The organism is Martelella sp. FOR1707 (genome assembly GCF_053484265.1).
This window is the reverse complement of the sequence record NZ_JBAKFP010000004.1, coordinates 545,403-557,499: the sequence shown is the minus strand read 5'-3', so window position 1 is coordinate 557,499 and position 12,097 is coordinate 545,403. Positions and strand designations below refer to the sequence as shown.

Annotated in this window: 7 protein-coding genes; 4 read left to right on the top strand and 3 right to left on the bottom strand. The window is 62.8% G+C overall.

Going from position 1 to position 12,097, the window contains the following annotated elements; genetic code table 11:
* Positions 1-7: 7 nt before the first annotated feature.
* The 3 genes from V6765_RS13995 to V6765_RS13985 are packed head-to-tail and all read left to right on the top strand — an operon-like array spanning position 8 to position 5,140.
* Positions 8-697, top strand: a complete 690-nt coding sequence (locus V6765_RS13995) for a response regulator transcription factor (protein ID WP_330165987.1) — start codon at positions 8-10, stop codon at positions 695-697.
* Between the two features lie 3 nt (positions 698-700).
* Positions 701-2,125: an ATP-binding protein gene (locus V6765_RS13990; protein ID WP_448429747.1), complete on the top strand. Its 1,425-nt coding sequence runs from the start codon at positions 701-703 to the stop codon at positions 2,123-2,125.
* A gap of 60 nt (positions 2,126-2,185) precedes the next feature.
* Positions 2,186-5,140, top strand: coding sequence for a bifunctional [glutamine synthetase] adenylyltransferase/[glutamine synthetase]-adenylyl-L-tyrosine phosphorylase (locus V6765_RS13985; protein WP_448429745.1), 2,955 nt, complete (start codon positions 2,186-2,188; stop codon positions 5,138-5,140).
* Positions 5,141-5,146: 6 nt separating this feature from the next.
* Here V6765_RS13985 and V6765_RS13980 read toward each other — a convergent pair whose 3' ends face one another.
* Together V6765_RS13980 and pepN are read right to left on the bottom strand one after the other, a co-directional pair.
* Positions 5,147-6,790, bottom strand: a complete 1,644-nt coding sequence (locus tag V6765_RS13980) for a PAS domain-containing protein (RefSeq protein WP_448429743.1) — start codon at positions 6,788-6,790, stop codon at positions 5,147-5,149.
* Positions 6,791-7,017: 227 nt separating this feature from the next.
* Complete coding sequence (pepN, locus tag V6765_RS13975) at positions 7,018-9,660, bottom strand: aminopeptidase N (RefSeq protein WP_448429741.1); 2,643 nt, start codon at positions 9,658-9,660, stop codon at positions 7,018-7,020.
* Positions 9,661-9,825: 165 nt separating this feature from the next.
* Here pepN and V6765_RS13970 point away from each other — a divergent pair, with 165 nt between their 5' ends.
* On the top strand, positions 9,826-10,770 hold the full coding sequence (locus tag V6765_RS13970; RefSeq protein ID WP_448429739.1) for a DMT family transporter: 945 nt from the start codon (positions 9,826-9,828) through the stop codon (positions 10,768-10,770).
* Positions 10,771-10,776: 6 nt separating this feature from the next.
* On the opposite strand, the gene V6765_RS13965 is transcribed toward V6765_RS13970, so the two are convergent.
* Positions 10,777-12,057: an MFS transporter gene (locus V6765_RS13965; protein WP_448429737.1), complete on the bottom strand. Its 1,281-nt coding sequence runs from the start codon at positions 12,055-12,057 to the stop codon at positions 10,777-10,779.
* Positions 12,058-12,097: the final 40 nt, after the last annotated feature.

Below are 12,097 nucleotides of genomic sequence, written 5' to 3'. Positions count from 1 at the left end.
TGGCGATATGGTCCCCGGCATGCGTGTTCTTGTCATCGAAGACGATCTGGAGGCGGCCGCCTATCTGACCAAGGCCTTTCGCGAGGCCGGCATTGCCTGTGAGCATGCCGGCGATGGCGAAAGCGGCCTGTTCATGGCCAGCGAGAATGAATACGACGTTCTCGTCGTCGACCGCATGTTGCCGCGTCGCGACGGGCTGTCGGTGATATCGGCGCTGAGGGCGCGCGGCATCAACACGCCGGTGCTGATTCTCTCCGCACTCGGTCAGGTCGATGACCGGGTGACCGGTCTCAGGGCAGGCGGCGACGACTACCTTCCCAAGCCCTATGCCTTCAGCGAGCTTCTCGCCCGCGTCGAAGTGCTCGGCCGGCGCAAGGGCGCGCCGGATCAGGACGTGCTCTACAAGGTCGGCGATCTGGAGCTTGATCGTCTTTCGCATGAGGTGCGCCGCGCGGGCCGCGAGATCACGCTTCAGCCGCGCGAATATCGCCTGCTGGAATATCTGATGAAGAATGCCGGCCAGGTTGTCACCCGCACCATGCTTCTCGAAAATGTGTGGGATTATCATTTCGATCCGCAGACCAATGTGATCGATGTCCATGTTTCGCGGCTGCGCTCCAAGATCGAGAAGGACTTCGACAAACCCCTGCTGAAGACCATTCGCGGTTCCGGCTACATGATCAAGCATGATGCGTAACGGATGAGGGAGCGGCTGAAGCTTCTGTTCAAGTCGACGGCGGTGCGGCTCTCAGCCGTCTATATTCTGCTGTTCGGGCTCTGTGCCGCGGTGATGGTGTTTTATGTCACCGCCGTCTCCGAAAGTCTGGTCGAGCGGCAGATGCGTGATTCGCTCCATCGCGAGATTGCCCAGCTTGATGCCGCGTTCGAAAGCGGCGGCATACGCAGGCTTTTCAATACGATCGAACGACGCGCCCGCCAGCCCGGCGCCAATCTCTATGTCATCGCCAGTCCGCAGGGCGAGATCCTGGCAAGCAATGTCGCCTCGCTCCAGCCCGGCGTCCTGGACAATGCGGGTTGGCTCGATACCCCCTTCCGCTATGAAGGCTTTGCCGAAAACAACAAGGGCGACCGCTACAGCCTTGCGATCGGCTATGTGATCGTGCTCGACAACGGCATGAAGCTGATGATCGGCCGTGATCTGGGCGATCCCGAACGGTTGCATATCGTCGTCAGGCAGGCCTTGCTGCTGGCGCTGATCATCATGGGCGTTGGGGCGCTGGTGATCTGGTTCGCCATCGGTCGCAACGCGCTGAAGCGTATGGACCGGATGTCGTCGGCGAGCGGCAAGATCATGGCCGGCGACCTTTCTCAGCGTCTCCCTGTAACCGGTTCGGGTGATGAATTCGACCGGCTCTCCAATTCGCTGAACCTGATGCTGGACCGCATCGTCCGCCTGAACGAGGGACTGCGGCAGGTTTCCGACAACATCGCCCACGACCTCAAGACCCCGCTGACGCGTCTTCGCAACAAGGCGGCCGACGCTGCCGCCGCCGAGGACCCGGAAGAACGGCGCACCTCGCTCGAAGGGATCATCGCCGAATCCGATCAGCTTATCCGCACCTTTAACGCGCTGCTGATGATCTCCCGCGTCGAGGCAGGCGCCGTTGCGGCAGAGATGTCGCCGGTCAACCTGTCCGCGATCGTCGAGGACAGCGCCGAGCTTTACGGCCCGGTGGCCGAGGAAGCCGGCATGACGCTGGAAATCGCGATCGAGCAGGATCTTTCGGTGAACGGCAACCGCGAACTGATCGGGCAGGCGATTTTCAACCTCCTCGACAATGCCATAAAATACGCCTCCTCCTCGGAAAACGAGCCGCGTATCTATCTGTCGCTCAAACGCGAGGGCGCGGATGCCGTGTTCATGGTCGCTGACAACGGTCCGGGCATTCCCGCCAATCGCATCGATGACGTCAAAAGGCGGTTCTTCCGTCTGGATGAAAGCCGCACCAAGCCGGGCACCGGTCTCGGCCTCTCCATGGTCGATGCCGTGACTGACATGCATGGTGGTAAATTCATGCTTGCCGAAGCCAGCCAGTATGTTCCGGGCTATGGCGGTCTTGCCGCGCTCCTTCGCTTTCCGCTCGTGCACAATCGGTCGCGCTGAGCGGCTTTTGCTTCCACTCCGTCAATGCTAAGGCGGAGAAAAGAAGTTTCGGAGGAAGCTATGCAGGAGACCGAGGGTCGCTTGGCCGACAGTGCGGCAGGGCGCATCTTTGCGCTGGATGAGGCGGCGGCAAGGGAAGCGGCGGGCGAACTCGCCGAAGCGGTCGAAAGTCATGGACTTCCGACTGTTCTCGCCGACGCCGAGGCCCCTTTGACCGCCTTTCTCGCGGCCGCCTTCACGCTCTCTCCCTTTCTCCACGACACCTTCCGCTCCCGGCCCGACCTGCTTGGCCGGATCGATGAGCCAATCGGCCCGCAAATCGAGGCCGAGATCGAAAAGGCGCGCACGGCCTGGATTGCTGAAGGCGGTGCGCAGGGCGATGGCGAGATCATGACGCGGCTCCGTCATGCCAAGCAGCGTGTGGCCTTCCTCACCGCGCTCGCCGATCTCGGCGGCATATTCGAAGCCGAAGTCACCACCGATCTCCTGAGCCGCTTTGCCTCCGCCGCCGTTGCCGCCACGCTCGACCATTTGCTTGTCTCGGCCGCCGGCGAAGGCAAGATCAGGCTGCCATCCTCCCGGGATAACCCTTCGGAAAACTCCGGCGTCGTGGTGCTTGGCATGGGCAAGCTCGGCGCGAACGAGCTCAACTATTCCTCCGACATCGATATCGTCGTCTTCTTCGAGCCGGAGGCGGAGATCATTATCGACCCCGACGATGCGCGGGAGCTGTTTCCCAAGCTGATGCGCCGCCTTGTGCGCATCCTGCAGGAGCGCACGGGCGATGGCTATGTTTTCCGTACCGACCTGCGCCTGCGCCCGGACCCTGGCTCCACGCCGCTTGCGATCCCTGTCGAGGCGGCGCTGATCTACTACGAAAGCCGCGGCCAGAATTGGGAACGCGCCGCCTATATCAAGGCAAGGCCGATCGCGGGCGATATCGCCGCCGGCGAATCCTTCCTCGCCGAATTGGCGCCCTTCATCTTCCGCAAATATCTCGATTATGCGGCGATTGCTGACATCCATTCAATCAAGCGGCAGATTCATGCGCACAAGGGGTTCGGCCTCGTGGCGGTGCATGGCCACAACGTCAAGCTCGGGCGCGGCGGCATTCGGGAGATTGAATTCTTCGCCCAGACCCAGCAATTGATTGCCGGCGGGCGCATGCCGCAATTGCGCTGCCGCCGCACGGTCGACGCGCTGGACGCCCTCCGGGAGGCCCGATGGGTCGACAAGCAGACCGCTGATGAGCTGAAGGCCGCCTACTGGTTCCTGCGCAATGTCGAGCATCGCATCCAGATGGTGCGCGACGAACAGACCCATATTCTGCCCGAGGATGACGCCGAACTGCTGCGGATCGCGCGCATGAGCGGTTTCGAGACGACCGAGGACTTCGCAACGGCGCTGGTGTCGAACCTCAAGACGGTCGAAAAGCGCTATGCCCGTCTGTTCGAGCGGGAACTGACGCTGTCGGGTGAAACCGGCAATCTCGTCTTCACCGGCGAAGACGACGACCCAGGCACGCTCGAAACGCTTTCGAAGCTTGGCTTCGAGCGGCCGGCCGATATCGCGCGCATCATCCGCACCTGGCATTATGGCCGCTATCGCGCCACCCAGAGCACCAAGGCCCGCCAGCGGCTGACCGAGATCATGCCCGATCTGCTGGCAGCCTTCGGCGCCAGTCGACGCGCGGATGAGGCGCTGCTGCGGTTCGACCGCTTCCTCTCCGGCCTTCCTGCGGGTATCCAGCTTTTCTCGCTGCTCAAGAGCAATCCCAACCTTCTTCTTCTGTTCGTCGAGATCATGTCCGCCGCGCCGCGCCTTGCAGAGATCATCGCGGCGCGCGCCCATATCGTCGATGGCATGCTCGATCCGGCGCTGCTCACCGAGATTCCCACGCGTGACTACCTTGCAGGCCGGCTTGAGGCATTCATGGCCGGCGCGGAAATCTATGAGGAGCGGCTTGATCGCCTGAGGATATTCACCGCCGAACAGCGCTTCCTCATCGGCATCCGTCTTTTGACCGGCGCGACCGGCGGCTTCGCTGCTGGTCGGGCGCTGACGGTGCTGGCCACGCTTGCGATCGATGAGGCGCTCGCCGGCGTGCTGTCCGAAATCGAGCAGTCCCACGGCAAGCTTGCGGGGCAGCGGGTCGCGGTGCTTGCCATGGGCAAGCTCGGCAGCGCGGAACTGACCGCCGGTTCAGATGTCGATGTGATCGTGCTCTATGATTGCGACGACCCGCTCGGCTCTTCCGACGGCCCGAAATCGCTTGACGCGCCGCGCTACTTCGGGCGCGTGACCCAGCGGCTGGTGGCGGCGCTCAGCGCGCCCACGGCTGAAGGCGTGCTCTACGAGGTTGACATGCGGCTGCGGCCCTCCGGCAATGCCGGGCCGCTTGCAACCCGTCTTGCGGCATTCGAGAAATATCAGCTCAACGACGCCTGGACCTGGGAGCATATGGCTTTGTCGCGCGCCCATCCGCTGTGCGGTGATCAATCGCTGATGAAGGACGCGGCCGCCGTCATCGATGCGGTTCTGGTGAAGCCGCGCGACCGGGCAGCGCTGGCACGCGACATCGCGGAAATGCGTGCAAGGATCGAGCGCGACAAGCCGGCGAAAAGCATCTGGGACCTGAAGCTGATTGCGGGCGGCCTGATCGATATCGAATTCATCGCCCAGTTCTGCCACCTCGGCTCCGACCAGCCGCGGGAAAAGGCCGGCGGCGGCGAGGCGATGAGCACGGATGACGTTTTGGTGCGGTTCGGGCCCGAGTTCATGAATGCGGGCGATCTCGAAGCCTGCCGAAAGGCGCTGGCGCTTTACACCGATATCGCCCAGCTCACGCGCGCCTGCCTGCACACCGGCTTCAAGCCCGATACCGCGCCAGCGGGGCTTCTGGACCGGCTTTGCAAATTGTCGGATTGCCCTGATATCGAAGCGCTGGAGGCGCTGATCACCGATACGGCTGATGAGGTGCGTTCGATCTTCAAGAAGCTGTTGCCGCTGGAGTAGCAGGCTTTAAGCCACCGTCCTGCGGATGATCGTCCCCGCTGCGTTGCCAGTCGTTTGTGACGAGAGCCCGGTTTCTTCATCATAACGAACCGGGATGTCGCGGCCGAGTGCACGATTGAGCGCGGCGCATTTAAGCTCCAGCCTGCGGCGCGCGGCGGCAAGGGCGGCGACCTTTTCGCGCAGCCTGGCCTGTTCGCCCTGAAGGCGGCATTCATCGCTCTTGAATGCGGTGATGTCGGAGCCGACGGTCAGCAGTGCGCCATCCGGCAGCCGGCTTTCGCTCACCGCCTGCCAGTGTCCGGCCGGCGTTCTGACCTCGCTCGACACAGCGTCGTCGCTGCGGATGCGGCGAACCACCACGGCATCGTCTGCCACGAGGTTGTCGCGGCAAGCTTTGCCGTCCACGCCATAGGCTGCGGCGAAGCTGGCATTCGCAAGCTCAAGGCGGCCGTCCTTGCCCCAGAGCGCCAATGCCTGCGGCATGGCGTCGAACGCGGCCTGGTAGAGGCTTGCGCGCTTCGTGGCCGTCTCGACTTCCCGCCGGCTCGCGCTGGCCGTGCGGATCGCCGTGCCGCTGACCGCAATTCTGCCGTCGGTCTGGCCGGCATGGGCGCGGATATCAATCCGGGTATAGCGACCGTCATGCTGGCGGATGCGGAAACTCGCCTCGATCAGCCCGGTATCTGCCGGCGCAAACCTGCGGAAGAAGCCGGCGCGATCGTCGGGATGGATCAGCGCAAGCATTTGCCTGTGGTCAAGCTGCCGCGGCGCGGAGCCCAGGCCGAGCGCCATTGCGGCGGAGCCGTCAAGAAGGGTGAGGCCGGCCTGCGGGTCGAACGACCAGAGGCCAGTTTCGCCATTGGCCAGCATGCCGTCGCGGCGCGCTTCATTTTCCAGCATCAGTTCGGTGGTGTGGTCGGCGCGGTTGAGCTGTGCGTAATAGGCGTAGACCACTACCAGCAGCAGCATCGCCATAGCCGCAAACAGCGTGACGTTAAGATTGATCTCCGCCCGCCACAGGGCGTTCATCGTCTGCATCGAATGCAGTGCGATCACCATGCCGCCATCATTGCCCGCCAGATGCATGGAGACCTGATACGGCACGCCATTGATATGCGTTTCCACGACGCCGCCGGACGAGCGGCTGGGGCGTGCGGAGGTCAGTTCGGGAAAGACGGCGGCAAGTGGACGTCCGGTCAGGCTCGCGCTGGCGCCGGTCGCGGCCAGAACAGTGCCAGCGGTGTCGATCACTACCAGGTCGGTGTCGGAACCGGCTGCGACAAGCGCGTTCAATTCCTGAGCGGTTTCGGCCGCGCTGGTCGGTTCGAAAAGCTTGAGCTCGTCCTCAAGCGAGGCGAGCGCCATGGCCGAGGTCAACTCGGTCGCCTGGCGGACGGCATCTTCCATCCGCTCGTGGCTCGACATCAGCGAGAGACCGCGCGCCGCCGCCACGCTGATGAGAAAAGCAATGATGAGAAGGGGAATGGACTTCTTCAGGATCCGTTCGATGGCCGGCCGCTCAAGCAAACCGAAGCCGCCGAGGCCGACAAATCCCGTCTGCTGCGCCGCGGTGAAAACCCGCTGCGTCCCCGCATGAGCGCGCAACGTCCCGTTGACTGTGGGGCGTCCCCACATGTCCGATCTCTTCATTGGTCTGGTTCCCTCGTGTGATTCGGCAAACCGCCTTTGCGAATCTACCCTAGTGAATCAAACGTGATTCGCCTTGTCCAGCGCCCATAGGGAACCTTTTGTTAACCATAAGCATAAAAAGGCTTTTTTGTGTTCGGGGTCTTTCCGTTCTCCCGCAATTGGCGTGGTGCTAGCGCTACGGGTTACGAAGGCAAGGACTCCGAACGCACTTTTTTGCAAGCCCTTCGTCAGCTTTTCAACATGCGGTTGACGATATCGCGGAGGTTGCGGGAAAGGTCTTCCTGGTTCGCAATGCGTTCAATCTCCGCCCGCGCCTTCTCGCGCCTCCCGGCTTCAAGCGATTGGAACGACCGCATCGCCGTCATCATCCGCGCCGTCAGCGTGGCGTTGCGCGGGTCCGTGGCGAGGATGAAATTCGCGAAGAACCGGTAGCCGGCGCCATCCGGGCGGTTGAACCCGGTGGGATTGGACGAAGCGAAAGCGCCGATCAGCGCGCGCACACGGTTGGGATTGCCCTCGTCGAAGGCAGGGTCCCCCATCAGTTCGGCCACGCGGTCCAGCGTGGCTTCGCCGGGAACGGTCGCCTGAGCGGTAAACCATTTGTCGAGCACCAGCGGCTCGCCGTCGAAACGCTGCCGGAAATCGGCGAGCACGGTGCCGGTTTCTGCGCTGCCCGGAAACTGGTGCGCCAGTATGCGAAGTGCTGCAATCATATCCGTCATATTGGTCGCCGCGTCATAGGCGCGCTGCGCCGGCAGCGGCGAATGTTCGGCTTCGGCGAAATAGGCGAGCGCCGTGTTTCGAAGCGCCCGGCGTCCCGCACTGTCCGCATCCGGGCTGAAGCCGTTGTCTTCCCGCAGTTCCTCCACGAGCCTGGCGAATGATGCGCGCCCGGAATTGGCGATCGCGGAAAACACCGCCTCGCGGGCAAGGTGGATCGCATCCGGGTCCACGTCTTCACCGATCTCGCGGCCGATATCGAGTTCGCTCGGCAGCGTCAGCGCCAGCGCGCGGAAGGCCGGTTCAAGGCTGCTGTCCTCCGCCGTCTCGATCAGGATCGCGGCGAGGGCGCTGTCGGTATCCACGCTGCGTGCGGTCCTCACTGCCGCCGTGGCGTCGGTAAGCACCTCCAGCGCCAGCCCGTTGATCGCATCCCAGCGCGCCACAAGGTCGCTTTCCGCGCCCGCTATTTTCAGTCTATCCTCACGCTGCTGATCAAACCGCACCCGCACGGGCGCGGAAAAATCGCGGTTGAGCGAGATCGCCGGCTTCGCCCCCAGGCCCTCGAACACGAAGGTCTGTTCGCTTTCCGTCAGATGCAGCACATCGCCGGTGCGCTCTCCGCCGCTAACGGAAGACGGTTCCATGTCGTCGCCATTCGGGCTGATAAGCCCGACGCGCAGGGGAATGTGGAGCGGCTTCTTGTCGCTCTCGCCGGGCGTCGGCGGGGTGCTCTGCGACAATGTGAGTTCCAGCCGTCCCTCTGCCGCATCATAGGAACTGTGCGCTCCGATCACCGGCGTTCCGGCCTGATGATACCAGAGCGCGAAATGGGAGAGGTCGCGACCTGTCGCATCCTCAAAGCATTTCAGATAGTCCTCGATCGTCACCGCGCCGCCGTCGTGGCGCTCGAAGAACAGGTCGAGGCCCTTGCGGAACCCGTCCTCTCCGAGCAGCGTCGCGATCATGCGGCTGACTTCGGAGCCTTTCTCGTAAATCGTGGTCGTGTAGAAATTGTCGATTTCCATATATTGCGTCGGCCGCACGGGGTGGGCGAGGGGGCCGCCGTCCTCGGGAAACTGGTGGGCGCGCAGGAACTTGACCTCATCCACTCTTACCACCGGCCGCGACCGCTGGTCGGCCGAGAACTCGTGCTCGCGGTAGACGGTGAGCCCCTCCTTCAGGCTGAGCTGGAACCAGTCGCGGCAGGTGATCCGATTGCCGGTCCAGTTGTGGAAATATTCGTGGGCCACCACCGCCTCGATGCGGGCGTAGTCGTCATCGGTCGCCGTCTTCGGATCGGCCAGGATCAGCCGGTCGTTGAAGATGTTGAGGCCTTTGTTCTCCATGGCGCCCATGTTGAAGTCGGAGACCGCGACGATCATGAAGATGTCGAGGTCGTATTCGCGCCCGAACCGTTCCTCATCCCATTTCATGGAGCGTTTCAGCGCGTCCATCGCATAGCCGGCGCGTTCCGCCTTGCCATGCTCGACATAGATGCGCAGCGTCACCGCGCGGCCCGACATGGTGGTGAAAAGATCCTCGATCATCGCCAGGTCGCCGGCCACCAGCGCGAACAGATAGGACGGCTTTCTGAAGGGATCGTGCCATTTCGCCAGATGCCGGCCATCGCCGAGATCGCGTTCCTCGACAAGGTTGCCGTTGGACAGAAGCAGCGGGTTCTTAGCCTTGTCGGCAATGATGGTCACCGTGTAAACGGTCAGCACATCCGGCCGGTCGTAGAAATAGGTGATCCGGCGAAAGCCCTCCGCCTCGCATTGCGTCGAATAGACGCCATTGGTGCGGTAAAGGCCCAGAAGCTGGGTGTTGGCGGTCGGATTGATATTGGTCTTGATCGTCAGCGTGAACGCGTCGTCGGCCGGCAGATCGTTGATCGTCAGATGGTCGGAGGTGCACTCGTAGCGCTCGGGCAGCAGCGGCTTGCCGTCAAGTGCTAGACCCGCAAGCTGAAGCCCGTCGCCGACAAATTCGAGCGGGGCGTCGGGCGAGACGCCCGGGCGGCGCTTCATCCTTATCTGCGACCCAACCGTCGTCAGTACCTCTCCCAGCTCGAAAATCAGATCCACGCCTTCGATGATGAAGTCCGTCTGGCGATAGTCTTTCAGATAGACGGTCCGGTCGTTACGCATTGTAGCCTCATTCTCTTTCACTGCGCCTGAGCGATTTGTGCGCTAAGAAAGCGCCGAATGTTCAAAAAAGCAAATCTTTGACTGCGCGGCGGGAAATCTGTGCATTCCCGCCCTATCTGGCCTATGGATGGTCCCATAGATACCGAACGTGAAGAACGCCCGAAAATGCCGCAAGCGCCTGACGATCCCCTGCGCGGGATCATCCTGAAACTGTCTTCAATCCTCGCCTTTCTGTGCATGCAGACCTGCATCAAGCTCGCCGGCAGCGGCATCGCGCCGGGGCAGGTGACCTTCTACCGCTCGCTGTTCGGCATCGTGCCGATCCTTGTCTACCTCGCCTGGCGTCGTGAACTGAAGGGCGCCTACAGAACCTCTCGCCCCTTCGGCCATTTCGTCCGCAGCCTTATCGGCATCACATCCATGGGCATGGGGTTTTACGGCCTCATGCACCTGCCGCTGCCGGAGGTGATCGCGCTCGGCTATGCCCTGCCGCTGCTGTCGGTCGTGTTTGCTGCGCTGCTGCTCGGCGAGGTCGTGCGGATCTATCGCTGGTCGGCGGTTGTGGTCGGGCTTTTGGGCGTGCTGATCATCTCCTGGCCCAAGCTGACGCTGTTTCGCCAGGGCGGGATTGGCGAGACGGAGGCGCTGGCGGTGGTTATGGTGCTTGCCGGCGCCTGTCTCGGCGCGCTGGCCATGGTGCAGGTGCGCAGGTTGCTGGTGACCGAGACCGGACCGACCATCGCGCTCTATTTCTCCACTTTCGCCGCCCTGATCTCGCTTGCGACGCTCCCTTTCGGCTGGGGCGATCTGGGTGCGCTGCCGCTGGCGCTGCTGATCGCTTCCGGCCTGTTCGGCGGCGCCGGGCAGATCATGATGACCGAATCCTACCGCTTCGCCGACGCCTCCACCATCGCCCCCTTCGATTACAGCTCGATCATCTTCGGAATCCTGATCTCGCTGTTCGTTTTCGGCGAGATACCGACCCTGAACACCATGGCTGGCTCGGTCATCGTCGTCGGCGCCGGCATATTCATCATTTACCGCGAGCACAAGCTTGGGCTTGAGCGCCGCAACCTGCGCCGCGTTTCGTCCTCACAGAACCCGAACTGATCGGCTCTATCCCGTCCGGGTGTTTTCGTCGAAGCTCGAGGCATCGTATTCCTCCTCGTAATCGACGGCGATGCTGCCGGCGGGATCGGTACCGCGCATCGGGACGGCGATCGCGTGGAAGTCCGCGCGGTCATCGGGGTGAACGGTCGGGTTGCCACGCCATACGCGCCAGCCGGCATAAGCGCCGTAGATCGCAAAGCCGACAGCCAGATAGAGCATCAGCCCGCGCGGGCCGGCAAGCTCCATCGCGCCGCCGCCGATCAGCGGTCCGGCAACGGTGCCGAGGCCGTAAAGCACCATCAGCGAGCTGGAGATCGTGACATATTCGCTGGGGTCGGCGCGGTCATTGGCATGGGCCACGTTCAGCGCGTAGATCGGGTAGAGCATCGAGCCGACGATGAAGGCGGTAATATAGAGCAGATTGGGCGTCAGCGGCGTCATGAAGAACATCGCGAAGGCCGAAACCACACCCGCCGCCCCACAAGCGATCATGACGTAGCGCCGGTCGGTCATGTCCGAGATCCTGCCGATCGGTATCTGGCCGAGCGCGCCGCCTGCCAGAACACAGGCGAGCAGCGTTGCGCCCTGTCCTGTCGAAAGCCCGCTTCCGGTGGTATAGACGCCGCCGAGGCTGCTCCAGGTGCCGGACAGGATGCCGGCAAGGATCGCGCCGATGAAGGCAACGGGCGAGCGGCTGTAGAGCTTGCCGAGCCCGAGCTGAACCTTGGCGATCGGGGCCGGGGACTGCGCCGTCGAGAGCGCGGTCGGCAGGATCGAAATCGCGAACAATATTCCGCAGACGATGAACAGCGTTGTCGTCCGGGGATCGCCGAGCGGCACCAGATACTGCCCGGCAATCGCTCCGCCGAGCGTTACGATCATGTAGACCGAGAACATCGATCCGCGGGTCTCGTTGGTCACCCGTTCGTTGAGCCAGCTTTCGATCACGAGATAGCAGCCGGCAACGGCAAAGCCGGCGATGGCGCGCAACGCCACCCAGACCTGCCATTCCACCATCAGCGAGCTTGCGAGAATTGCCGCCGTCAGCAGGGTGATCAGCGCGCCGAACACCCGCACGTGGCCGACCCGCAGCACGAGTGTCGGCGTGACGATGCATGAGAGCGTGAAACCCACCGTGTAGCCGGTCGCGATAAGTGAAATCAGCAACGGCGACCAGCCTTCGGCAACGGCGCGCACCGGCACCAGATAGTTCATCAAGCCGTAGCCCACCATCATCAGGAAGGTGGACAGCATCAGGCTGGCGATGGAGAACAGGCTGGCAAACATGATCGATCCGCTCCGACCGTTACGGGTTTCGATGGCTCTC

Bases quoted from the DNA above. Each gene is read 5' to 3' on its own strand.
- V6765_RS13995 (WP_330165987.1), top strand. From the start codon at position 8: ATGGTCCCCGGCATGCGTGTTCTTGTCATCGAAGACGATCTGGAGGCG.
- V6765_RS13990 (WP_448429747.1), top strand. From the start codon at position 701: ATGAGGGAGCGGCTGAAGCTTCTGTTCAAGTCGACGGCGGTGCGGCTC.
- V6765_RS13985 (WP_448429745.1), top strand. From the start codon at position 2,186: ATGCAGGAGACCGAGGGTCGCTTGGCCGACAGTGCGGCAGGGCGCATC.
- V6765_RS13980 (WP_448429743.1), bottom strand. From the start codon at position 6,790: ATGAAGAGATCGGACATGTGGGGACGCCCCACAGTCAACGGGACGTTG.
- pepN (WP_448429741.1), bottom strand. From the start codon at position 9,660: ATGCGTAACGACCGGACCGTCTATCTGAAAGACTATCGCCAGACGGAC.
- V6765_RS13970 (WP_448429739.1), top strand. From the start codon at position 9,826: ATGCCGCAAGCGCCTGACGATCCCCTGCGCGGGATCATCCTGAAACTG.
- V6765_RS13965 (WP_448429737.1), bottom strand. From the start codon at position 12,057: ATGTTTGCCAGCCTGTTCTCCATCGCCAGCCTGATGCTGTCCACCTTC.